This is a genomic window from Pseudomonas sp. 3A(2025) (genome assembly GCF_054589175.1).
Genome location: NZ_BAAILM010000002.1, coordinates 122,871 through 147,599 on the forward strand (window position 1 = coordinate 122,871; position 24,729 = coordinate 147,599).

The window sequence follows — 24,729 nt, forward strand, 5'->3', positions numbered from 1 at the left end:
CGTCAACCTCCGGTCACGGGCGGGAAAAACGCCACTTCGTCGCCGTCCTGTACAGGCTCGGCCAGTGAACACAGTTCCTGATTGCGCGCGCACATCACGCCCTTCTCGGCCAACACCTGCCAGGCCTCGCCACGGCTCAGCAGATACTGACGCACGGCCTCAAGGCTACCGAAGCTGCCCTCAAGCTGTTCGCTGTCCAGCCCCAGCACTTCACGGTAACGGGCGAAAAACTGCACGGTCAGACTCATTGTCCGCCCTCGCCTGCATCCGCCTGATAGTGGCCGCTCTTGCCGCCGAGCTTCTCCAGCAGGCGCACCGACTCGATCACCATGCCGCGATCCACCGCCTTGCACATGTCGTAAATCGTCAGCGCCGCGACACTGGCGGCGGTCAGCGCTTCCATTTCGACACCGGTCTGCCCGGACAGCTTGCAGCGCGAGGTGATCAGCACCGCATCCTCGCCCTCGGCCACCAGCTCGACCTTGACGCCGGTGAGCATCAGCGGATGGCACAGAGGAATCAGGTCACTGGTTTTTTTCGCCGCCTGAATGCCGGCAATACGCGCCACGGCGAACACATCGCCCTTGGGATGGCCACCGGCAACGATCATTTGCAGGGTGGTGGGCAACATGCGCACCCGCGCCTGGGCCACCGCTTCGCGGAAGGTCACGGCCTTGTCGGTCACATCGACCATATTGGCGCGGCCTTGGGAATCGAGATGAGTCAGCACAATCGTTACTCCTTTGCAGGGGCACGATTGTGAAGCCGCAAGCTGCAAGCCACAAGCTGCAAGCGAACTCACTTGCAGCTTGCAGCTTACCCGCTTGTAGCTGTTACAGATGGCCTTCGGCGTATTCGGCGAGGATGGAGCGTGGCACGCCCTGCAGGGTGATGTGCACGCCGTTGGGGAAGTCCTTGAAGCGCTCCGTCAGGTAGGTCAGCCCGGAACTGGTGGCCGACAGGTAAGGGGTGTCGATCTGCGCCAGGTTACCCAGGCAGACCACTTTGGAACCGGCACCGGCACGGGTGATGATGGTTTTGATCTGGTGCGGCGTCAGGTTCTGGCATTCATCGATCAGAATCAGGCTTTGCTGGAAACTGCGACCGCGGATGTAGTTGAGGGATTTGAACTGCAAGGGCACCTTGCTGAGGATGTAGTCGACACTGCCATGGGTGTTTTCGTCATCCATGTGCAGCGCTTCGAGGTTGTCGGTGATAGCCCCCAGCCACGGCTCCATCTTCTCGGCCTCGGTGCCGGGCAAGAAGCCGATTTCCTGATCCAGGCCCTGCACGCTGCGGGTGGCGATGATGCGCCGGTAGCGCTTGCTGACCATGGTCTGTTCGATGGCGGCGGCCAGCGCCAGGATGGTCTTGCCGGAACCGGCAGCGCCGGTCAGGTTGACCAGATGAATGTCCGGATCCAGCAATGCAAACAACGCCAGTGCCTGATGAATGTCGCGAGGTTTGAGCCCCCAGGCTTCCTGGTGCAGCAACGGCTCCTGGTGCATGTCGAGGATGATCAGTTCGTCGTTCTTGACACCCTTGATCCAGCCGACGAAGCCTTGCTCGTCGATGATGAACTCGTTGAGGTGCACTGCTGGCAGGTTTTCGCTCAGTTGCACGCGGTGCCAGGTGCGGCCATGGTCCTGGCGGGTATCAACCTTGCTGACCCGGTCCCAGAACGACCCGCTCAGTTCGTGATAGCCGCGTGACAGCAAAGAAACGTCATCGACCAGCTGGTCGGTGCTGTAGTCCTCGGCCGCAATGCCACAGGCGCGCGCCTTGAGGCGCATGTTGATGTCTTTGGTGACCAGCACCACGTCGCGGTCCGGGTGACGGGCGTGCAGTTCGATCAACTGGTTGATGATGATGTTGTCGTTGAGGTGCTCGGGCAGCAGGCTGGTGGGTTCCTGGCGCTTGCTCATCAGAATCGACAGGTACCCCTTGAAAATCCCGGTGCCACGGTCGATGGGTACGCCGCGTTCGACGTCTTCAGGGCAGGCCTCGCCGAGGGTCTTGTCGATCAGGCGAATGGCCTGGCGACATTCGGCAGCGACCGAGTGCTTGCCATCCTTGAGTTTGTCCAGCTCCTCCAGGACCGTCATCGGAATGGCAACGTGGTGTTCTTCGAAATTCAATAAGGCGTTGGGATCATGGATCAATACATTGGTATCGAGCACGTAAAGGATAGGCTGGTTAGTGGAGGGGCTGCGTCCGTTGTCATCCATACTCGCTCACCTTTTCAGAAGCCTGGACACGGCATCATTGAGATCCGTGCCACTAAGGGACCGCCGGTGGCTTCCCTTCAGGCAGGGGAGCCGAGGCTCAAGGTGGGTCTTGTGTGACGCCACCTGTGTTGCAGGTTTCGGCGGTCTGACTCAGGTAATACCGCAAAACAGATGACAGAAAAAAGCACTTTGACAGTTTTTTGAAGTTTATTTCACAGTATGACGAATAGCGCTTGGCGGTCGGCGCAGGCACGTTTACATTCATTAATTCGCCGCGTCGGGCTCCACCTGGTTTTCCGGGTCCTGTAGCTGCGCAGGCTCTACCCGCTGCACCGGCTGCGCCGCCTCAGGCGCCTGTGTTTGCTGACCCTCAGGCTGCGGCTCGACACTCTCCGGGTCCTGCGGTAGCTCTTCCTGCCCCGCCGGTTCCGGCTCTGGCTCGGGTTCCGGTTCAGGCTCCGGTTCCAGTTCGCGAGAAAAATTACGACAGTCTTCCCAGCTCAGCTCGCTCTGCGCGCTGTTGGCCAGCAACAGCGGCAGCGCCGATTGCGCCTGATTACCCGAGTCGTGAAACACCACCGTGCCCCTGCGCCACAGCAGCATCAGGGTTTGCACCCGGTCGCTGATCTGCGCCGAGGTCAGGCGCCCCACCTGATCCTGGGCATCGATGGTCCACAACGACACCCGCAGGTTCAACGAACGGAAAAACTCACCGCTGTCAGCGCGCCGATGCCCGTAAGGCGGACGGAACAACGGCACCAGATTGTCCGGCAGCAGGCGCTCGACCAGCTCGGCGCTACGCTGCACCGAGCTTTGCCATTCGCGCCACTGGCTGTGCGAACGGTATTCCCAGCCCTGAATACCCACGCACTGCTGGCGATAAAGGTTCTGAATGGCGCTGGCCGAACTGCTGTCCAGACGCGCCTGCAATTGTTTGCCCAGCACAAAGAAGGTGGCGGTCATGTTCTGCTGGCGCATGAAATCGGCCAGCCAGTCGGTGTCGCCATTGGTCGTGCCGGGGCCGCCTTCGAAATTGAGCATGAAGGTGCGGTCAGGCACTTCGTCGCCGCTCAGTTCGTCAGAGTTGTAACGGGCAATCTCACTGCTGGTCTGTGGAAACAGCGCAGCCTTGTACAGCAGTTCATCAAGGTAAAGCCGGTGAAAGACCGCATTGGGCGCCGCCCAGGCGGCATAGAACGAGTCGTCGCCGATCTTGAACTCCTCGGCACGCTGGCGCAGTTGCTCCATGTCTCGTGCATAGACACAGAAGTTGGCATCTTCGGTACAGGTCTTTCTCGCATGACGGAAGTTGACCAGCAAGCGCTCCCACAAGCGGTTGCGCACCAGATTGAGCGAGGCCACGTTGATGTAGCGCAGCCCCAGGCGCTGCTTGAGGCCCTCCTCGTTCAGTTGTTCACTGGCCCATAGTGCATGGGCAAAGCCCAGAATCTCGGCCCGCGAGGCAACATCGAACAAGGCCGGACTTTCCAGCCGCTCCGGCCACAGGCTGCGATCGATGATCGCCACCGGCGGCACTGCCGCCTGCACCTTGAACCCCAACAGACACACGCAAACTGCCAGAACGATACGCAAACCCGATGCCCACCCTTAATCAAATACACCACGTGTAGGAGCGAGCTTGCTCGCGATTGAGTGCGAAGCGCTCACAAAATTTGTGCAGCGCGAAACATTTACGACTGCTAATGCAGCCGATCGCGACCAAGGTCGCTCCTACACAGGATAGCTGGAGTCATGCGCCATCAGCCCCTAGAATCGCGCCACGACTTCAGGAGACAAGCGCATGCTGATGGTGATTTCCCCAGCGAAAACCCTCGATTTCGAGACACCGCCCACGACCACCCGTCATACCCTGCCGCAGTATCTGGACCATTCTCAAGAGCTGATTACCCAGCTTCGCGAGCTGGCACCCAATCAGATTGCCGAGCTGATGCACCTTTCCGACAAGCTGGCCGGCCTTAATGCCGCGCGCTTCGGCAGCTGGACCCCGGCGTTCACACCCGACAACGCCAAGCAGGCGCTGCTGGCCTTCAAGGGCGACGTGTACACGGGCCTCGCCGCCGAAACCCTCGATGAGGCAGGCCTGGACTATGCCCAGCAGCACCTGCGCATGCTCTCGGGGCTGTACGGCCTGCTGCGTCCGCTGGACCTGATGCAACCCTACCGTCTGGAAATGGGCACCCGGCTGGCCAATGCCCGTGGCAAGGACCTGTATGCCTTCTGGGGCACGCGCATCAGCGAATGGCTGAACCAGGCACTGAGCGACCAGGGCGACGACCTGCTGCTCAACCTGGCCTCTACCGAATACTTTTCAGCGGTCAAGCGCAGCGCCTTGAAGGCACGGATCATCAATACCGAATTCAAGGACTACAAGAACGGCCAGTACAAGATCATCAGCTTCTACGCGAAAAAAGCGCGCGGCATGATGAGCCGCTTCGTCATCGACGAACGCATCGAGACGCCCGAAGCCCTCAAAGGCTTTGATGTACAAGGTTATTACTTCAGCGCCGAACAGTCCGCCGCGGACAAACTGGTGTTTCTGCGCGACACCCCGCCCGCCTGAAAACGATGACCGGTGCGGCGGTGTTTCGCCGCACCGGTGCCTGTCAAGCCATCGCCCGAATAAGTCAGATAAATGGCGTCGTAATAACGTCAGCTTAGGCCTACACTTCTTTTCAGTTGCCGCCGTAGAAAAAAATAATGGATTTTTTTAACGATGGCACTTCGCCGCGAACGAGTAATAGCCATTAACCATACCTGTAAGTGAAGCGCCCGAATATAAAGGCCTCCCTGAGAATCGCTATCATTATGCAATGACTAAATGATTGGAAAAATAATAAGACCTCGGTGGAAACAGGATGAATGGCCCGGAACTATTTCATAATGTTCAGGCTCCTACATCCCGTAACAATTCTGCGACAGCCTGTAGGCGATAACGTACAGCTCACGCAGAAACATTGAAGTCGGTAAACGGTGTTACCGAAACGAAGTTTGATCCTTGGGATGATCAATGCTGTAGGTATCGAATCAAAACCCACATCAATAAAGCCACACAGGAAAAGCGCTGATCGGGAAATTTCAGACAGGACGAGACAGGACAACCGGGGCCCAGGCTTCGTACTGTTCTGATCAAACGGGCTGCTGATCTCCGCTCAGAAGTGATACAGGACTCCCAGAGCAGGACCCCGCCCGTCTGGGCAGGCAACTTGCCACCTGTGTCAGGCGCCAGTTGAGTTAGCCCATCCTGCTGTTGGCAACTCATTACATTAAACATGCCTCCGTTAGTTATGTGACTTAAATAAGTCACCGCTGCCTGATGCGGGGAAACTGCGGGCACTATTTATATCCAGCCACGCGTTGGCGACAGATGTAACGTTCGAGGAGAGTACGATGCGGATCAGTATTTTTGGTTTGGGTTATGTCGGTGCAGTGTGTGCCGGATGCCTGTCTGCACGGGGTCATGATGTAGTCGGCGTGGATATATCCAGCGACAAGATCGCCCTCATCAATAACGGTAAGTCGCCCATTGTCGAACCCGGCCTGGAAGCCCTTCTGCAACAGGGTATCAAGACCGGCAAACTGCGGGGTACCACGGACTTTGCCGAGGCCATTCGCAGCACTGACCTGTCGATGATTTGCGTCGGTACACCGAGCAAGAAAAACGGTGATCTGGAACTCGACTACATCGAAGCGGTGTGCCGCGAAATCGGCTTTGTGCTGCGCGACAAAACTTCGCGGCATACCGTGGTGGTACGCAGCACGGTACTGCCAGGCACCGTGGCCAATGTGGTGATTCCGATTCTGGAAGACTGCTCGGGCAAAAAGGCCGGCGTCGATTTCGGCGTGGCGGTCAATCCGGAATTCCTGCGTGAAAGCACCGCGATCGATGATTACGACCACCCACCGATGACCGTCATCGGCGAGTTCGACGCGTTGTCTGGCGACCTGCTGGAGTCGCTGTATGCCGAACTCGACGCACCGATCATCCGCAAGGACATCGCCGTCGCCGAGATGATCAAATACACCTGCAACGTCTGGCACGCCACCAAGGTGACCTTCGCCAACGAGATCGGCAACATCGCCAAGGCGGTGGGCGTCGATGGCCGCGAAGTGATGAACGTGGTCTGCCAGGACAAGACCCTCAACCTGTCGCAGTACTACATGCGCCCCGGCTTTGCCTTTGGCGGCTCGTGCCTGCCCAAGGACGTACGCGCCCTGACCTACCGTGCCGGCAGCCTGGACGTCGAAGCGCCGCTGCTCAATTCGCTGATGCGCAGCAACGGCGAGCAGGTGCAGAACGCCTTCAACATCGTCGCCAGCCATGACACCCGCAAGGTCGCCTTGCTGGGCCTGAGTTTCAAGGCCGGCACCGACGACCTGCGCGAAAGCCCGTTGGTCGAGCTGGCCGAAATGCTCATCGGCAAGGGCTTCGAGTTGAGCATCTACGACAGCAACGTCGAGTACGCCCGTATGCACGGTTCCAACAAGGAATACATCGAGTCGAAGATCCCCCACGTGTCGTCCCTGCTCAATGCCGACTTCGACCAGGTGATCGGTGACTCGGACGTGATCATTCTGGGTAACCGCGACGAGCGCTTCCGCGCCCTGGCCGACAAGGCACCGGAAGGCAAACACGTCGTCGACCTGGTGGGCTTCATGACCCACGCCACCGCACAAAGCGGTCGCAGCGAAGGCATTTGCTGGTAAGCAGCGAAGCTGCGGCAAGCGGCAAGCTGCAAGTTCAGGCCGTGGTGCTTCTACTTGCAGCTTATCGCTTGCAGCTCGCAACTGATTTAGGACGTGGATTATGCAAAGGCTCAAGCACGGCTTGCTGCAGGCCGCCGGTTGGCTGTTTTACCTGACCCTGCTGTTGGCGTTGGTCATGGCGTTGCCCACCAGCATTTTCGATTCGCAATCGAAGCATTTCATTTTCCTGATCGGGATCGTCGGTGTCTGGCGCTACTCGATGGGCGCCACGCACTTTGTGCGCGGCATGCTGTTTCTGTACGTGGTCTACCCGCACCTGCGGCGCAAGGTTCGCGCACTGGGCAAGGCGGCTGACCCGTCACATGTCTTTCTGATGGTCACCAGTTTTCGTATCGACGCGCTGACCACCGCTCAGGTCTACAGCTCGGTGATCCGCGAGGCCATCGACTGCGGCCTGCCGACCACCGTGGTCTGCTCGCTGGTCGAGATGAGCGATGAGCGTCTGGTCAAGAGCCTGTGGGAGCGGATGAACCCGCCGGACCGGGTCAGCCTGGACTTCGTGCGTATTCCCGGCACCGGCAAGCGTGACGGCCTGGCCTACGGCTTTCGCGCGATCTCGCGGCACATGCCCGACAACCGCGCCGTGGTCGCGGTCATCGATGGCGACACCGTGCTTTCCGAAGGCGTGGTGACCAAGACCGTGCCGTGGTTTCACCTGTTCGACAATGTTGGCGGCCTGACCACCAACGAGTTTTGCGAAGTGCGCGGCGGCTACATCATGAGCGAATGGCACAAGCTGCGCTTCGCCCAACGCCACATCAACATGTGTTCGATGGCTTTGTCCAAGCGCGTACTGACCATGACCGGACGCATGTCGATGTTTCGTGCCACGGTGGTCACCGACCCCGAGTTCATTGCCGATGTCGAAAGCGACTCGCTGCACCACTGGCGCCTGGGGACCTTTCGCTTTCTGACCGGCGACGACAAGTCCAGCTGGTTCAGCCTGATGCGCCTGGGCTACGACACCTTCTACGTGCCGGACGCGGCGATCAACACCGTCGAGCACCCGCCTGAAAAAAGCTTTTTCAAGGCCAGCCGCAAACTGATGTACCGCTGGTACGGCAACAACCTGCGGCAGAACTCCCGCGCGCTGGGCCTGGGCATCAACCGCTTGGGACTGTTCACCAGCGTGGTGCTGTTCGACCAGCGCGTGTCGATGTGGACCTCAATCCTGGGCCTGACCGTGGCGATCATCGCCAGCTTCAAATACGGCGGCGCCTTCCTGCTGGTGTACCTGCTGTGGATCGGCCTGACGCGGCTGATCCTCACGCTGCTGCTGGTCTGCTCGGGGCATCGCATCGGCCCGGCCTATCCGATGATTCTTTATTACAACCAGATTCTAGGGGCCTTGATGAAGATCTACGTGTTCTTCCGCCTCGACCGCCAGTCCTGGACCCGTCAGGACACCAAACTCAGCCGCGACATGGCCAGCTTTCAAGGCTGGTTCAACACCTGGTCGTCACGAACCATGACGTTTTCGGCCGGCAGCATTTTCGTCGCCGTGCTGCTGACCATGGTCTGACCGGACCTCTGAAGCCAACGATCTATCAGGAAGCCTCACCATGAATACAGCCGTGAATGCCAATGTCGTGCATGAATCCGAAGCCCAGCGCCAACACGCCCGGGTCAAGCTGCCGGCCCGGCTGCGCCTGCTCAACGGTGCCCCCAATGCGCCTCTGGTGCGCGTCGAAGACTTGTCGGCGGGCGGTCTGAGCTACATCACCCCCAACAGCCAGCACCTGACCGTGGGTGAGGTGATCAAGGGCCGTTTGCAGTTTCTGATCGACCACCTGGGCCTGGCCATGGATGTCGAGTTGCAGATCCGCTCGATCAATCCCAAGACCGGCCGGGTTGGCTGCCAGTTCCAGAACCTCGAACCCCAGGACATCAGCACCCTGCGGCACTTGATCACCTCGCACCTGGCCGGCGATATCGTCAGCGTCGGCGAAGTGCTGGCCACCCTGCAACGCGACAACTTCACCAAGGCGCGCAACAACAAGTCCGGCAACAGTGGCATGGGCGTGCTTGGCCGCCTGCGCGCAGTGACCTTCAGCCTGGGGATTTTCATTGTTGGCCTGGGCGCCTTCGGCTTCATTCTCAAGACCGTCTACAACCTGTACTTCGTCAGCCATGCCACGGCGGGTCTGGTCACCGTGCCGAGCATGGACGTGACCATGCCCCGCGAAGGCACCGTGCAAAGCCTGGTGATGTTCAATCAGGTCACCCAGAAAGGCGCGCCGCTGGCGACGTTCAACACCAATATGCTGGAACTGCTCAAGGGCGGTCTGGCCGGTGAAGACCTGCAACCGGCCAAGATCGAAGAGCTGTACGGCAAGCAAATGAGCGGCACCCTGACCAGCCCGTGCGACTGCGTCGTGGCCCGCCAACTGGTCGCCGACGGCCAGTACGCCGCCAAGGGCCAGGTGATCTTCCAGTTGGTGCCGCAAGACACCCAGGCCAGTGTCGAAGCGCGCTTTACCTATCGCCAGTTCAACGACATCAAGCCCGGCGCGCCGGTCAGCTTCCAGGTCGCCGGCGAAGATCAACTGCGCCGTGGCCATGTGGTCAGCAGTAGCAATCTGACCAACACCGAGCTGTCGACCGATATCCGCGTACAGATCAAACCTGACGAAGCCCTGAGCAGTTCGTTGGTCGGCCGCCCGGTCGAGGTGGTCAGCGATCGCGGTCCGTCCATGAACTGGCTGATCGATAAAGCCACCGCTGCGGGTTTTTGATCATGAGCCGCCTGTCGACTTTGCTGACGCCGTCAACGCTGAGCCTGGCCGTTGCCCTGGGCTTGAGCATGACCCTGAGTGGCTGTGCCGGTCTGCCAGACCAGCGCCTGGCCAACGAGGCCATGCAAAACGGCAACACCGCCCTGGCCGAGCAGAACTACCGGCAACTGGCCGATCTGGGCTACAGCGAGGCCAAGGTCGGGCTGGCCGATATTCAGGTGGCCAGCCGTGACCCTGCGGCACTGCAACAGGCCGAGGCCACCTACCGCGACGCGGCCGCCGAATCGCCACGTGCCCAGTCGCGTCTGGGCCGGCTGTTGGCAGCCAAGCCCGGCGCTACCCAGGCCGAGCACCAGGAGTCCGAAAAACTGCTGAAAAAAGCCTTTGCCAATGGTGAGTCGGGCGCGCTGATGGGCCTGGCCATGCTGTACCTGCAATACCCGCAGAGCTTTCCCGACGTCAACGCGCAGCAACAAATCAACCAGTGGCGCGAGCAGGGTTATGCCGAGGCCGGCCTGGCGCAGATCGTTCTGTACCGCACCCAGGGCACCTACGCGCAGCATCTGGACGAAGTCGAAAGCATCTGCAAACAGGCGCTGGCCAACACCGACCTGTGTTACGTCGAGCTGGCCACCGTGTATCAGACCCGTGGCCAGGCCGAGCCGCAAAAAGCGTTGATCGAGCAACTCAACAGCGCCTACAGCGCAGGCCGCGTCGACGCCGCCCGCGTCGACAGCGTGGCGCGGGTACTGGGCGATGCGCAGATCGGCACGCCGGATCCGCAGACGGCCCAGCACTTGCTCGAAGGCATCGCACCGGGCTACCCGGCCTCGTGGGTAACCCTGGCCAAGCTGCTTTACGACTTTCCCGAACAGGGCGATGTCGACAAGCTGATGGAATACCTCGACAACGGCCGCGCCGCCGATCAGCCACGCGCCGAGCTGCTGCTGGGGCGTATCTACTACGAAGGCAAATGGTTGCCGGCCGATGCAAAAAAGGCCGAGCAACACCTGAGCAAAGCCAGCGCCACCGAAATCTCGGCGCATTACTACCTGGGGCAGCTGTACCGACGCGGTTACCTGGGCCGTGTCGAGCCGCAAAAGGCCGTCGACGAACTGCTGACCGCTGCCCGTGGCGGCCAGGCCAGCGCCGACTACGCCCTGGCGCAGTTGTACTCGCAAGGGCGCGGTATTCAGCCCAACCGCGTCAACGCCTGGGTCTTTGGCCAACTGGCGCTGGCCACCAACACCCCGCAAGCCAATGAACTGGCGCAACAAGTCAACCAACAACTGCCACCGGAACAACTCGCCACAGCCCAAGCCTTGCTCGAACGCGAACAGAACGTCCGGGGTGCGACCGCCAGCCAAAGCGCGCTGGTCCTGCAAACCCTGCAAAAAGACAACGCTGAGGAAGCTCTATGAAGCTCAACCCCTTGATGGCCGCAGGCATGGGCCTTGGCTTTACGCTGTTGTGGGCGTGCCCGACCCTGGCCGCCCTGACCGAAGACCAGAACTTCGGCCTGGAAGCGAAGATCACCGCACAAAGCGAAGACGACCGTGACCTGGGCACCCGCTCGGGCGGTGACGTCAACGGTATCGGCCTGGACCTGCGCCCGTGGGTCTATGGCGAGCGCGGCGCCTGGAGTGGCTACGCGATGGGCCAGGTGGTGACCGCCACCGACACGATTCAGACCGACCCGCTGGAACAGACCGCGACCAACAGCAATGGCGAGACCGGCACGCAAGTGGCACGCGGCAACGCCAGCGAGCGCGAAGTGAAAAAGAGCTATGCCGCCCTGCGTGAATTCTGGGTCGGCTACAACGGTTTGACGCCCTACCCCGGCGAGATCCTCAAGATAGGCCGCCAGCGCCTGCGCAACGACGACGGCCAGTGGCGCGACTCCAATATCGAGGCCATCAACTGGACCTTCGACACCACCTTGCTGCGCGCCGACCTGGGCGCCGCCCAGCGCTTCAGCGAGTACCGCACCGACCTGACCGAGCTGTCGCCCGAAGACGAAGACCGTCAGCACCTGTTCGGTTCGGCCAGCTACCAGTGGACGCCAGGGCACTGGGCCGGTATTCGCGCCCACCACAGCCACGACGACGGCAAGCTGAAACACAGCGGTGAAGTGCTCGACGACCTGGACAAGACCGCCAATGGCGACCTGACCTGGCTGGGCCTGCAAGCCGACAGCGATGCCTTCAATCATCGCAACACGCACACCGTCAATTACTGGGGCAGCCTGACCTGGCTGACCGGCGACCGTGACGAAATCGGCGCTACCTACGACAGCAATACCGATCAATACCTGGCCGGCGAAAAACGCAGCCGCAATGTCGACGGCTGGGCTTCCGACCTGGGCGTGCGTCTGCGCCTGGACCCGCAATGGCAGGTCGGCGCCGCCTACTCGCGCGCCAGCAAGAACTACGAGCAGACCGGCCTTGAAAGCAACCGCTCGAACTGGACCGGCACGCGCTCGCGTGTGCACCGCTTCGGTGAAGCCTTCCAGGGTGAAATGGCCAACGTTGAAAGCGCCTCGTTGTTTGCCTCCTGGCAGTTGAACGACGAATACGACGCCTCGCTGATCTACCACAAGTTCCGCCGCGTCGATGGCAATGCACGCATCGGCGGTGCAGGCGTCAACCCGACCCAGGAGCAATTCGACGGCAACGGCGTGCCGACCAACACCTTCAGCTCTTTGCCGCTGGAAGACGGTCGCAAGGACCTGGGTCAGGAGATGGACCTGGTGGTCACCAAGTACTTCAAGCAGGGCCTGCTGCCGGCCGCACTCAGCCAGTCGATCGATGAACCCTCGGCGCTGATTCGCCTGCGTGCCGGCGTGTTCAAGCCGGGCGACGCCTACCACAGCGACGTGGACAGCTACATGCACCGCGCCATCGTCGATGTCATCTGGCGCTTCTGATGCGCGCCGTACCCAGGAGTGCGATGAGATGAACAGTCAACCCAGCCATGCCCGCCAGCGGCACTGGCCGCACGCGCTACTCGAAACCGCCGTGCTGGGCAGTGCGCTGCTGATGGCCAGCGTGGCGCTGGCCAGTACACCTGTGGTGTCAGAGCCGGTCAAAGAGGTGGTCAAGGAACTGCAACAGGCCAAGACCTACACCATCAGCAGCCCGCCCGTGGAGCCTCTGGCCATGAACAAGCCGGTGCTGCCCGACCTGTCCGGCTACACCGCCGAAGCGGCCCTGCAAAAGATTCAGCGCAACACCAAGGGCAAGGTGCGGGTCACGCGGATGATGGAAGAGCCCAACGGCATGAAGGAATTCGTCGGCGGCGACAACAAGATGTCCGAGTGGGTGGCGCGCCAGCGTGGCATTCCGCAGATCATCGTGGTCGAGAACGGTTACGCCAGCCTGCAGGACATCGCCCGCCAGGTGCCAAAACAGTTGCTCGGCGAAGTGTCGCCCGGCGTATTCATTGCCCGGGTACCGATCCTGGTCAAGGACACCGGCACCCTGGAAATCGACAAGCGCACCCGTGAGCTGCGCCTGTCGCAGGAAAAGGGCGCGTTCCTTGTCAATGAAGGCAAGCTGCTGATCACCCACTCGCAGGTCAACGGCTGGAGTGAGGCGCGCAACAGCCTGGCCAAATGGCGCCAGCCCAAGGAATTCCGGCCGTTCCTGCTGTCCTGGGGCGGCTCGCACACCTGGATTGCCAGCAGCAAGCTGAACAGCCTGGGCTATGACCAGAGCAAGTCCTACGGGGTAAGTATTTCGCAGTATCCGCCCAATGCCGCCAAGGTGCTCAAACGTCCCGAGCCCACCGGCTGGATCGTCGACTCGGAGTTCGTCGACCTGTGGTACGGCTTCTACTGCTACGAAACCCTGGGGTTCGTCATCAAGGGCAATACCTACCGCGACAACATCGTCTACGGCATCGACCCGCACGACCGTTCGCACGGTCTGATCATTGCCGAGAACACCGTGCACGGGACGAAAAAGAAACACGGCATCATCGTCTCCCGCGAGGTGAACGACAGCTTCATCTTTCGCAACAAGAGCTACGACAACAACCTGTCCGGGGTGATGCTCGACCGCAACAGCGTCAACAACATCGTCGCCGACAACGATATCTATCAGAACCACACCGACGGCATCACCCTGTACGAAAGCGGCGACAACCTGCTGTGGGGCAACCGTGTGGTCGCCAACCGTCGCCACGGTATCCGGGTGCGCAACAGCACCAACATCAAGCTGTACAACAACTTTGCCATGGGCAACGGTCTGGTCGGCGTCTACGGCCACATCAAGGACTTGAGCGACACCGACCGCGATATCGAACTGGACCCCTTCGACACCCAGGTGTCGCTGCTGGTGGTCGGCGGTGAACTGGCCGGCAATGGCTCAGGTCCCCTGTCGATCGACTCGCCGTTGAGCATCGAGCTGTACAACGTGGCCATGCTTGCGCCGACCAAGGCCAATGGCATCACCCTCAGCGGCATTCTGGGTGAAAACCAGGCACAGATTCTCGACCTGTTGGTACGCCAGAAAAAAGCCGTACTGATCGACCCTGTCGAAAGCCAGACCGAGTTGCGCGAATGAGCCGAGGTATTTTCATGCACACCCATTTGATCAAATGGCTCGGCCTGTCGAGCCTGACCGCCTTAATGGCCGCCCTGATGGCCGCTTCAGCCGCTGCACGTGCTGATGAGCAGGCGCCGGCCTTCACTGCCGAACCCTGCTGCCAGTTGTGCCCGGCGGCCCATGACGCCCGTAACTACACCACCCGCTACCAGCAGAATTTCACCACGCTGATTCAGGCCGAAGGCGACTGGCTGTTCCGTACCCAGGAAGACCTGCGCACCGAATTCAGCACTTCGGCGCTGGGCTATAAGCGCCTGCAACAGTTGCAACGTGCGTTCAAGAGCAAGGGCGTCGAGCTGGTCGTGGTCTATCAGCCGACCCGCGGTCTGGTGGATCGCAACAAACTGCTGCCCGCCGACCGCGAGAAATTCGCCTACGACACGGCGCTCAAAAACTACCAGGCCATGCTCGGCCGCTTCAGCAAGATGGGCTATTGGGTGCCGGACCTGTCACCACTGGCCGGCGAAAACGAAGCCCACGATTTCTACTTTCGCGGCGACCAGCACTGGACCCCGTATGGCGCCCAGCGCACGGCCCAACGCGTGGCCGAGACGGTGAAAAAGATCCCGGCCTATGCCGATATTCCCAAGCGTGAATTCGAAAGCAAGAAGTCCGGGCGCATGGGCAAGACCGGTACCCTGCACAACATGGCCGGCCAGTTGTGTGGCACCAGCTATGCGGTGCAGTACATGGATCAGTTTGCCACCGAGCCCAAGGGTGAAGCCGGCGACAGCGACCTGTTCGGTGATGCGGGCAACCCGGAAATCACCCTGGTCGGCACCAGCCACAGTGGCAAGAACTACAACTTCGGCGGCTTCTTGCAGGAGTACCTGAGCGCCGATGTCTACAACGTCGCCTTTCCCGGCGGCGGTCTGGAAGGCTCGATGCTGCAGTACCTGGGCAGCGAAGAGTTCCAGAACAACCCGCCCAAGGTACTCATCTGGGAGTTCTCGCCGCTGTACCGCCTGGACCAGGAAACCGTGTGGCGACAAATGCTCTCGATGCTCGACAACGGCTGTGAAGGCAAGCCTGCGCTGCTCAGCCGCGAGACCAGCCTCAAGCCTGGCAACAACGAAGTGCTGATCAACGGCAACAACGGCATCAAGAACATTCGCAACGGCGACAACCAGGTCGACATCCGTTTCGAGGACACCTCGGTGAAAGTCCTGCAGGCACGCCTCTGGTACATGAACGGCCGCCACGAAGACCTGAAGATCGAAAAACCCGAAACCTCCGACACCGACGGTCGCTTCGCCTTCGAGCTGCGTGAAGACGAAGACTGGGCCAACCAGCAGTTGCTGGCGGTGGAAATCGAAGGGCCGCAACCCGGCACCAAGGCCCAGAAGGTCAAGGCCCAGGTGTGCAAACGCAATGTATTTTCCAGCCCTGCGCAACAGACCGCGCAAGCCGGACGCTGAGGTGAATTTTATGCAGACCCGCAAAGCCCTACGCCCTGCCCTGCTGTCACTGGCCATTCTGGCAACGACGGCGTCGATGCCGACACTGGCCGGTAACGGCCATGGCACGTCGCTGATGCCGCCACAAGGCTATACCGCGCCGATCGAGCAAATGAAGACCGGCAGCCATAACTTCAGTTGTGAAAAGACTCCCACGCCCTATACCGGCGAACTGGTGTTTCGCAGCAAGTACGAAGGCTCGGACAAGGCCCGCTCGACCCTCAATGTGAGCGCAGAAAAAGCCTTTCGCGATGCGACCCAGGACATCACCGACCTTGAGCGCGGGGTCAGCAAAGTGGTCATGCAGTACATGCGTGACGGTCGCCCGGAACAGCTCGATTGCGCGCTGAATATGCTCACCACCTGGGCCCGCGCCGATGCACTGGAATCGCAGCAGTACAACCACACCGGCAAGTCGATGCGTAAATGGGCATTGGGCAGCATGTCCGGCGCCTACCTGCGCCTGAAATTCTCCGACTCCATGCCGCTGGCCAACCACCAGCAGCAGGCACAGGAAATCGAAGCCTGGTTCAACAAACTGGCCGACCAGGTGATCCGCGACTGGAGCAACCTGCCGCTGGAAAAAATCAACAACCACTCTTACTGGGCCGCCTGGTCGGTGATGTCCACCGCCGTAGCGACCAACCGCCGCGACCTGTTCGACTGGTCGGTGCAGGAGTTCAAGGTGGCCGCCAGCCAGATCGACGCGCAGGGCTTTCTGCCTAACGAACTCAAGCGCCGCGAACGCGCCCTGGCCTACCACAACTACGCCCTGCCGCCGCTGGCCATGATCGCCAGCTTCGCCCAGGCCAACGGCGTCGACCTGCGCCCGGAAAACAACGGCGCGCTGAAACGCCTGGGCGACCGGGTGCTGGAAGGCGTCGACGACCCGGATGAATTCGCCGAACGCGGCGGCCACAAGCAGGACATGACGGACCTGAAAAAGGACCCGAAATTCGCCTGGCTCGAGCCCTATTGCTCGCTGTACCAGTGCGACGAGAAGGCACTTGAAAAAAAGCACGAAAAGCAGCCGTTCAAGACCTTCCGTTTGGGCGGTGACCTGACCCGGGTCTATGACCCGCAACATGACCGCGATGGTTCGTAAGTCGTTGTGATGGATTGATGTCGTATGCCCCCTCATTTTCACGGGGGGGTTTGGGGGGGGCTTTGGCCCCTGATGCCGGACAATCGGAGATATGGGGATGGTCTTTTCATCCAATGTGTTCCTCTTCCTGTTCCTGCCGATCTTTCTCGGCTTGTACTACATAAGCGGACAACGCTATCGCAACCTGCTGTTGCTGCTGGCCAGTTACGTGTTCTACGCCTGGTGGCGGGTCGACTTCCTGGCGCTGTTCATCGCCGTCACGGTGTGGAACTACTGGATCGGCCTGAAGGTGGGGGCCGCCGGCGTTCGTACCAAACCGGCCCAGCGCTGGCTGCTACTGGGCGTGGGCGTCGACCTGTGCATTCTGGGGTACTTCAAGTACGCCAACTTCGGCGTCGACAGCATCAACGCGATGATGACTTCTGTCGGTCTCGAGCCCTTCATCCTGACCCATGTGTTGCTGCCGATCGGCATCTCGTTTTATGTCTTCGAGTCGATCAGCTACATCATCGATGTCTATCGCGGCGACACGCCGGCGACCCGCAACCTGATCGATTTCGCGGCGTTCGTGGCAATCTTCCCGCACCTGATTGCCGGCCCCGTGCTGCGCTTTCGCGACCTGGTCGACCAGTTCAACAATCGCACCCACACGCTCGACAAGTTCTCCGAAGGCTGCACGCGCTTCATGCAGGGCTTCATCAAGAAAGTCTTCATCGCCGATACCCTGGCGGTGGTGGCCGACCATTGTTTTGCGCTGGACAACCCCACCACCGGCGACGCCTGGCTGGGTGCGTTGGCGTACACCGCGCAGCTGTATTTCGACTTCTCGGGCTACAGCGACATGGCCATCGGCCTGGGCCTGATGATGGGTTTTCGCTTCATGGAAAACTTCAAGCAGCCCTATATCAGCCAGTCGATCACCGAGTTCTGGCGGCGCTGGCACATCAGCCTGTCGACCTGGCTGCGCGACTACCTGTACATCACCCTGGGTGGCAACCGTGGCGGCAAGTTCGCGACCTATCGCAACCTGTTTCTGACCATGCTGCTCGGCGGCCTGTGGCACGGCGCCAATATCACCTATGTGATCTGGGGCGCCTGGCACGGCCTGTGGCTGGCCATCGAAAAAGCCGTGGGCATCGACACCAAACCCTATGCCTTCAACCCGATCCGTTGGGCGCTGACCTTCCTGCTGGTGGTGATCGGCTGGGTGATCTTCCGCGCCGAAAACCTGCACGTTGCCGGCCGCATGTACGGCGCAATGTTCAGCTTTGGTGACTGGCAACTGTCGGAACTGACCCGCGCCAACCTCACCGGCCTGCAAGTGGCAACCCTGGTGCTGGCCTACGCCACGCTGGCGTTCTTCGGCCTGCGCGACTTCTACACCGACCGTCCGGCCAAACCGCTCAAGCCCGGCGCCGATGGCGTCACCCCCGATGCTCTCGGCACGGTCAAGGCGGTGCCTGGTGAGAATGCCAACAGTATTCATCAACCGGGCTTCAGCGTGGGCCACGAGGCACAGGTACAACCGGCTTACTGGCAGGCCGACTGGCCACGCTATGCCATGCGTGCGCTGATCCTGCTGCTGTTCGTGGCTTCGATCCTGAAACTGTCGGCGCAGAGTTTCTCGCCGTTCCTGTATTTCCAGTTCTGAGGCGCCTGACATGAGCCGTTCATTACGCATCCTCTACGTCTCGGTATTCATGGGCCTGCTGCTGGTGCTGGGCGTCTGGTCGCTGCGCAGTTTTGCCAGCTTCTCGACCACACCGGCCACCACGCTGCTCAACGGTAAATGGGCCAAGGCCGCCGAGACCCATTACGACGATGAGTTCCCGATCAAGCGCCTGGGCACCAACGTGTGGGCGGCGCTGGACTACAAACTGTTCAACGAAGGCCGCCCCGGCGTGGTGGTAGGCGAAGACCAGTGGCTGTTCAGCGACGAAGAGTTCGACGCCATCAAGGGCGGCGAGCACAACCTGCAAGAGAACCTGGCACTGGTGCGCGGCGTACAGGAAGCGCTGCGCAAACAGGGCTCGCAACTGGTGCTGGCGATTGTGCCGGCCAAGACCCGTCTGTACCCCGAGCACATCGGCGAACACACCCCGGCGCGCCTGCACAACGACCTGTATCAGCGCTTTCATGAGCAGGTCGCGCAGGCCGGCATCGTCGCCCCGGACTTGCTGACGCCGCTGCAACAGGCCAAGCAACGCGGCCAGGTGTTCCTGCGCACCGACACGCACTGGACGCCGATGGGCGCCGAGGTGGTCGCGCAGCAACTGGGCCAGACCATCGCCCGCCAGGCCCCGCTGAACGCCGAACCGCAGAGCTTTGTCACGGCCGACCAGGGCACCTCGGACTACAAGGGTGACCTGACCAACTTCCTGCCGCTGGACCCGTTGTTCAGCCACCTGCTGCCCAAGCCCGACGCGCTGCAAAAACGCAGCACCGAAGCGGTGGGTGCCGCCACCGAAGGCGACGACGCGTTGTTTGCCGACCATGAGATTGCCGTGGGTCTGGTAGGCACCAGCTACAGCGCCAATCCCAACTGGAATTTCCTCGGCGCGCTCAAGCAAGCGCTGCACAGCGATGTCGTCAACTACGCCGAAGACGGCCATGGCCCGATCTTGCCGATGCTCAAGTACCTGCAGACCGACGCCTTCAAGAACAACCCGCCACCGGTGGTGATCTGGGAATTTCCCGAGCGCTATCTGCCGGTACACAACGATCTGGGCGAGTTCGACGCCCAGTGGATTGCCGAGTTGAAGAAGCCCCGCAACACGCAAGAAAACCTGGCGCTCGGCGCCAGACCATCCGAGTCGCCCGAACGGGCGCATTACTGAGAGGACTGCCCTTATGACCTTACAGAACACTGCCGATCGTTCGACTTCCGACCGCCTGCGTAGCCGCAATCGCCTGCTGAAAAGTTGCGCCCTGACACTGGGTCTGAGCATGGGCCTGGGCGCTGTTTCACTGCCGGCAATGGCCGCCGGTGACGCCGCGCTGTATGGCCCGGTCGCCCCCAAAGGCTCGACCTTTGTGCGGGTCTACAACGCCAGCAACAGCGAAATCAGCGCCAGCGTCGGCAACACCAGCCTCAACGATGTCGCACCGCTGGGCAGCACCGCGTTCAGCTTCCTGCCGCAAGGCGACTACACCGCCAAACTCGGCAGCCAGAGCCTGCCGGTAAAACTGGCCGGCGATCACTACTACACCCTGGTCAACCACGCCACCGGCAAGCCGCAACTGGTGGAAGAGTCACCGTTCAAGAACAAGCAAAAGTCGCTGGTGCGCATCCAGAACCTTAGCGACCAGGCCTTGAGCCTGAAAACGGCCGACGGCAAAACCGATGTGATCAAGGCCGTGGCCGCCAAGGGCACCGGCGAGCGTGAAATCAATCCGGTGAAAGTCAGCCTGGCGCTGTACAGCGGCGACACCAAAGTCTCCGACATCAAGCCCGTGGCGCTGGAGCGCGGTGAAGCCGCCGTGCTGTACGTCACCGGTAGCGGCAGCAACCTGTCGCCGGTCTGGGTCAAGCCGCCGGTTGAAACCCGTTGAGTCATTTCCGGTCCCCGGCCGCCATCGGCCGGGTGATGAGGAGCAGCAGCGATGACCACAAGACGCAGCATCAGCACTTCACGCAGCACTCGTCAGCAACCCCGCAAAGCCCTTATTGAAAACGATTGGAGAGACAAAATGATTCCGGTAATTCTGTCAGGTGGTAGCGGTTCTCGACTCTGGCCACTGTCGCGCAAGCAATTTCCCAAGCAGTTCCTGGCCCTGACCGGCGAGCACACGCTGTTCCAGCAAACCCTGCAACGCCTGGCGTTCGAAGGCATGCAAGCGCCCATCGTGGTGTGCAACAAGGACCATCGCTTTATCGTCAACGAACAGTTGAGCGCGCTGAAACTGGAAACCCAGGCCATCATCATGGAACCGTTCGGGCGCAACACGGCGCCGGCCGTGGCGCTGACCGCGATGATGCTGGTCAACGAAGGCAATGACGAACTGATGCTGGTGCTGCCGGCCGATCATGTGATCGACGACCAGAAGGCCCTGCAACGCGCCCTGGCGCTGGCCACCGTGGCCGCCGAACGCGGCGAGATGGTGCTGTTCGGCGTGCCGGCGACCAAGCCTGAAACCGGCTACGGCTATATCAAGTCCGGCGCCGATTCGCTGCTGCCCGAAGGCGTACGCCGGGTACAGAGTTTTGTCGAAAAACCCGACGAAAAACGCGCCGTCGAGTTCGTTGCGGACGGCGGCTATTTCTGGAACAGCGGCATGTTCCTGTTCCGCGCCAGCCGTTACCTGGAAGAGCTGAAAAAGCACGACCCGGACATCTATGACACCTGCGTGCTGACCCTGGAGCGCAGCCAGCAGCAAGACGGCAGCATCGACATCGACGAAGCCACTTTCGCCTGCTGCCCGGACGACTCGATCGACTATGCGGTGATGGAAAAGACCCAGCGCGCCTGCGTGGTGCCACTCAGTGCCGGCTGGAGCGATGTCGGTTGCTGGGCCTCGTTGTGGGCGGTGCACGACAAAGACGTCGACGGCAACGTCACCAAGGGCGATGTGGTACTGCAAGACAGCCGCAATTGCATGATCCACGGCAACGGCAAGCTGGTGTCGGTGATCGGCCTGGACAATATCGTGGTGGTCGAGACCAAGGACGCCATGCTGATCGCGCACAAGGACAAGGTCCAGGGCGTCAAGCAGATGGTCAACACCCTCAATACCCAGGGCCGTAGCGAAACCCAGAACCATATGGAGGTCTACCGTCCGTGGGGCTCGTACGACTCGGTGGACATGGGCGGGCGCTTCCAGGTCAAGCGCATCTCGGTCAAGCCGGGGGCCAGCCTGTCGCTGCAAATGCACCACCACCGCGCCGAACACTGGATCGTGGTGTCCGGTACCGCGCAGGTCACGTGCGATGAAAACGTGTTTCTGCTGACTGAAAACCAGTCGACCTATATTCCGATTGCCTCGGTACACCGGCTGAAAAACCCCGGCAAGATTCCGCTGGAGATCATCGAGGTGCAATCGGGCAGTTACCTGGGAGAGGACGATATCGAGCGCTTCGAGGATATCTACGGGCGCTCCGGCCCCATCGAGGCCGGGGTGAAGACGCAGACGATCGCGCGTTAAGGCCTCAAACCCATTCAAGCTCTGCATACGCCCGGCGCACCTTTTGCGTCGGGCGTTTTTTTGTGCACACGGGCAAAGACGATCAGCTTTGGGTAGGATGACCGGCATCGTCCACGCGGGAGCACTCCACTCATGCTGATCGGCATCCTGCTTATCCTCACCTGGCTGATCCTGCTGCTGCGCTACCCGGCCAAGGCCTTGCCGGTCTCGTTGGTGGCCGCCGTGGCGCTGGGTATCGTCGCCACGCTGGTGATCTGGCAAGACAGCCGCGAAACACGCCAGCTTGAACGCCTCGATCTGCGCCTGGCGTATGCGCCGCAAAGCTGCCCGGCCGACCGGCCCTTGCAGGTCAGCCTGACCAATACCAATCCTGTGCCGCTGCTTGACCTGCGCTGGCGCGTGGCGGTGTATGTGCCGGGTGACACGGTGAACCTCGCCGACAACACGTACACCTCGGCGCGCTACCGTGGCCCTGGCGAATTACAGCCCGACGCCACCTGGCAGGAATGCCTGCCGCTGCCGGTGCTGCGCAGCGGCTATAGGCCGCAGACCCTGGAGTTTCGTGCCGAACACCTGCAAGGCAGCTTCTCCAATTAAGGTCGCCCCTCCAATAAGGAGCCTCGATGCCCGTTACTCTGATTACCGGCTGTTCCAGCGGCATTGGCCGCGCCCTGGCCGATGCCTTGCGCACAGCTGGCCATGAGGTCTGGGCCACAGCCCGCAAACCTGAAGATGTGGCCGCCCTCAGTGCCGCCGGCTTTACCGCCGTGCAACTGGACGTCAACGACAGCGCCGCCCTTGAGCAACTGGGCCAACGCCTTGAACCGCTTGGGCTGGACATTCTGATCAACAATGCTGGCTACGGCGCCATGGGGCCGCTGCTCGATGGCGGCGTGCAGGCCATGCAGCGTCAGTTCGAAACCAATGTGTTCGCAGTGGTTGGGGTTACCCGCGCGCTGTTCCCGGCCTTGCGCCGCAAACGTGGGCGGGTGGTGAATATCGGCAGCGTCTCCGGCGTGCTGGTCACCCCGTTTGCCGGTGCCTATTGCGCCTCCAAGGCCGCTGTGCATGCGCTGAGCGAAGCCCTGCGCCTGGAACTGGCGCCCTTCGGCATCCAGGTGATGGAAGTCCAGCCAGGCGCCATCGCCTCACGCTTTGCCAACCATGCCTCGCATGAAGCCGAACAATTGCTGGCTGAAAGCTCGCCATGGTGGCCGATCCGCGAAGGCATCCGCGCCCGCGCGCGCGCTTCGCAAGACAACCCGACGTCGGCAGAAGACTTCGCTCGCGGCGTGGTAGCAGCCCTTCAACGCCCTCGCCCGCCGCGCTTGCTGCGTTTGGGCAACGGCTCACGGCTGATGCCGCTGGTGGCGTGGCTGCTGCCGAGAGGATTGCTGGAGTTTGGGTTGAAGAAGCGCTTTGGGTTGGGTGGGCGGTTGTAGACCTGCAATTTCAGCGCCTGCGCTGAGCCTGTAAGCGAGAACGAGCGGCGATCCGTCTTGCTTGCGAAGGCCCGGGACTGGCACAGACTGCGATAGCCTCAAACTCGCGCATCGTCACTTTGCTGATCAAACCTGCTCGATACAGCGCCAGCATGTCTTTGTGCAGCGATTCAATGATTTTGCTCATGGGACACCTCCAGTAGACAGGTCGACCAAACCTGGTCGCTGAAGGTTAAGCAACTGGATCCGCTACCCGAAGGGCGCGAGGTTTTCTCGGATTATTCCTGCAACAAAACAGAGATATCCCACAGTGTGTGACTATCGATAGCAGTAATGCCAGTCAGTTAAATCTGTCCAACCCCTTCACAATTCCGCCTTCACCACCACCGTGCACGTCATCCCCGCCGCAAGCAGAACCCCTTCCGGCAGCGGGTCTAAATGGATGCGCACCGGTACGCGCTGGGCCAGGCGGACCCAGTTGAAGGTCGGGTTGACGTCGGCGAGCAGTTCGCGGCTTTCGGGGTTTTCGCGGTCGTAGATGCCGCGGGCGATGCTGTCGACGCGGCCGGTCAGAATCTGGCCGCTCATCATTTGCAGTTCGGCGGCATCGCCCACGTGCACATGCGGAAGTTTGGTTTCTTCGAAAAAGCCATAGACCCAGAACGAGTGCATGTCGATGACCGCCATTTTCGCCTCGCCGGCATGGGCGTAGTCGCCGCGATGCACATTGAGATTGGTCACATAGCCGTCCACCGAAGCGCGCACCTGAGTGCGGGCCAGGTTCAGTTCGGCGCTGTCCAGGCGTGCCTGGGCTTGCTGGTATTCGGCCTGGGCGGCCAGCGCCTGATGGCCGGCGTCATCGCGGCTTTCGGCCGAGATCACCAGCGCGTCCATGTCGGCACGGCGTTTGGCATTGCTGAGGCGCATGTCCCAGGCGGCCTTGCGCGCCGCCACCTCGGCACGGGCCTGTTTGACCGCCAACTGGTAATGCTCGGGGTCGATCTGCAACAGCAGGTCGCCCTGTTTTACCTGCTGGTTATCACGCACCGCGACGTTGACCACCAGCCCCGAGACATCGCTGGCGACATTGATGATGTCGGCGCGCACCCGGCCGTCGCGGGTCCACGGCGTGTCCATGTAGTGAACCCACACGCTGTGCCCCAGTCCGATGGCCAGGGCCAGAATCAATAAGGTGGCCATCAGGCTAAACAGCTTTTTCATCCGCAGG

20 protein-coding genes and 1 pseudogene are annotated in these 24,729 nt (G+C 61.0%); 15 read left to right on the forward strand and 6 right to left on the reverse strand.

Annotated elements, in window-relative coordinates:
• Positions 1-2: 2 nt before the first annotated feature.
• The 4 genes and pseudogenes from ACYP2A_RS00800 to ACYP2A_RS00815 all read right to left on the reverse strand — a co-directional run.
• The gene (locus ACYP2A_RS00800) at positions 3-248 is read right to left on the reverse strand and encodes a MoaD/ThiS family protein (RefSeq protein WP_459741856.1); all 246 of its coding nucleotides are present in this window, start codon (positions 246-248) and stop codon (positions 3-5) included.
• Entirely contained in the window at positions 245-730 is a 486-nt protein-coding gene (gene moaC / locus ACYP2A_RS00805; RefSeq protein WP_459741857.1) for a cyclic pyranopterin monophosphate synthase MoaC, read from the reverse strand. Before moaC ends, ACYP2A_RS00800 begins: the two co-directional genes overlap by 4 nt.
• A gap of 103 nt (positions 731-833) precedes the next feature.
• A complete protein-coding gene (locus tag ACYP2A_RS00810) occupies positions 834-2,228 on the reverse strand; it encodes a PhoH family protein (RefSeq protein ID WP_459741859.1) in 1,395 nt (464 codons plus the stop codon).
• Positions 2,229-2,660: 432 nt separating this feature from the next.
• Positions 2,661-3,821 (reverse strand): annotated as a pseudogene (locus ACYP2A_RS00815) (polysaccharide deacetylase family protein); the annotation flags it as partial.
• 208 nt (positions 3,822-4,029) lie between these two features.
• Between ACYP2A_RS00815 and yaaA the strand changes: the two are divergent.
• The 15 genes from yaaA (at position 4,030) to ACYP2A_RS00890 (ending at position 23,501) form a co-directional block, all read left to right on the forward strand.
• On the forward strand, positions 4,030-4,809 hold the full coding sequence (gene yaaA / locus ACYP2A_RS00820) for a peroxide stress protein YaaA (RefSeq protein ID WP_459741860.1): 780 nt from the start codon (positions 4,030-4,032) through the stop codon (positions 4,807-4,809).
• 827 nt (positions 4,810-5,636) lie between these two features.
• Positions 5,637-6,953 carry a nucleotide sugar dehydrogenase gene (locus ACYP2A_RS00825; protein ID WP_459741862.1) on the forward strand — a complete coding sequence of 439 codons (1,317 nt, stop codon included), beginning with the start codon at positions 5,637-5,639 and terminating at the stop codon, positions 6,951-6,953.
• A gap of 100 nt (positions 6,954-7,053) precedes the next feature.
• Positions 7,054-8,535: a mannuronan synthase gene (gene alg8, locus ACYP2A_RS00830; protein ID WP_459741864.1), complete on the forward strand. Its 1,482-nt coding sequence runs from the start codon at positions 7,054-7,056 to the stop codon at positions 8,533-8,535.
• 40 nt (positions 8,536-8,575) lie between these two features.
• The gene (locus ACYP2A_RS00835) at positions 8,576-9,748 is read left to right on the forward strand and encodes a PilZ domain-containing protein (RefSeq protein ID WP_459741866.1); all 1,173 of its coding nucleotides are present in this window, start codon (positions 8,576-8,578) and stop codon (positions 9,746-9,748) included.
• Positions 9,748-11,169, forward strand: a complete 1,422-nt coding sequence (algK, locus tag ACYP2A_RS00840) for an alginate biosynthesis TPR repeat lipoprotein AlgK (protein ID WP_459741907.1) — start codon at positions 9,748-9,750, stop codon at positions 11,167-11,169. The genes ACYP2A_RS00835 and algK overlap by 1 nt, the downstream gene beginning before the upstream one ends.
• Positions 11,170-11,195: 26 nt before the next feature.
• On the forward strand, positions 11,196-12,674 hold the full coding sequence (locus tag ACYP2A_RS00845; RefSeq protein ID WP_459741909.1) for an alginate export family protein: 1,479 nt from the start codon (positions 11,196-11,198) through the stop codon (positions 12,672-12,674).
• Between the two features lie 28 nt (positions 12,675-12,702).
• Positions 12,703-14,313, forward strand: a complete 1,611-nt coding sequence (gene algG, locus ACYP2A_RS00850; RefSeq protein WP_459741867.1) for a mannuronan 5-epimerase AlgG — start codon at positions 12,703-12,705, stop codon at positions 14,311-14,313.
• 14 nt (positions 14,314-14,327) lie between these two features.
• Complete coding sequence (locus ACYP2A_RS00855; RefSeq protein ID WP_459741869.1) at positions 14,328-15,773, forward strand: alginate O-acetyltransferase; 1,446 nt, start codon at positions 14,328-14,330, stop codon at positions 15,771-15,773.
• 10 nt (positions 15,774-15,783) lie between these two features.
• Positions 15,784-16,917 carry a mannuronate-specific alginate lyase gene (locus ACYP2A_RS00860; protein WP_459741871.1) on the forward strand — a complete coding sequence of 378 codons (1,134 nt, stop codon included), beginning with the start codon at positions 15,784-15,786 and terminating at the stop codon, positions 16,915-16,917.
• 97 nt (positions 16,918-17,014) lie between these two features.
• A complete protein-coding gene (locus ACYP2A_RS00865) occupies positions 17,015-18,568 on the forward strand; it encodes an MBOAT family O-acyltransferase (RefSeq protein ID WP_459741873.1) in 1,554 nt (517 codons plus the stop codon).
• A 10-nt stretch (positions 18,569-18,578) separates the two neighbouring features.
• Entirely contained in the window at positions 18,579-19,754 is a 1,176-nt protein-coding gene (locus ACYP2A_RS00870) for an alginate O-acetyltransferase (protein ID WP_459741875.1), read from the forward strand.
• Positions 19,755-19,767: 13 nt separating this feature from the next.
• Positions 19,768-20,469: an alginate O-acetyltransferase AlgF gene (locus ACYP2A_RS00875; protein WP_459741877.1), complete on the forward strand. Its 702-nt coding sequence runs from the start codon at positions 19,768-19,770 to the stop codon at positions 20,467-20,469.
• A gap of 138 nt (positions 20,470-20,607) precedes the next feature.
• Entirely contained in the window at positions 20,608-22,059 is a 1,452-nt protein-coding gene (locus ACYP2A_RS00880; RefSeq protein WP_459741878.1) for a mannose-1-phosphate guanylyltransferase/mannose-6-phosphate isomerase, read from the forward strand.
• 132 nt (positions 22,060-22,191) lie between these two features.
• Entirely contained in the window at positions 22,192-22,656 is a 465-nt protein-coding gene (locus ACYP2A_RS00885) for a multidrug transporter (RefSeq protein WP_459741880.1), read from the forward strand.
• A 26-nt stretch (positions 22,657-22,682) separates the two neighbouring features.
• Positions 22,683-23,501, forward strand: coding sequence for an SDR family oxidoreductase (locus ACYP2A_RS00890; RefSeq protein ID WP_459741882.1), 819 nt, complete (start codon positions 22,683-22,685; stop codon positions 23,499-23,501).
• Between the two features lie 10 nt (positions 23,502-23,511).
• On the opposite strand, the gene ACYP2A_RS00895 is transcribed toward ACYP2A_RS00890, so the two are convergent.
• Positions 23,512-23,688, reverse strand: a complete 177-nt coding sequence (locus ACYP2A_RS00895; RefSeq protein WP_459741884.1) for a hypothetical protein — start codon at positions 23,686-23,688, stop codon at positions 23,512-23,514.
• 176 nt (positions 23,689-23,864) lie between these two features.
• On the reverse strand, positions 23,865-24,722 hold the full coding sequence (locus ACYP2A_RS00900; protein ID WP_459741886.1) for an efflux RND transporter periplasmic adaptor subunit: 858 nt from the start codon (positions 24,720-24,722) through the stop codon (positions 23,865-23,867).
• Between the last annotated feature and the right edge of the window lie 7 nt (positions 24,723-24,729).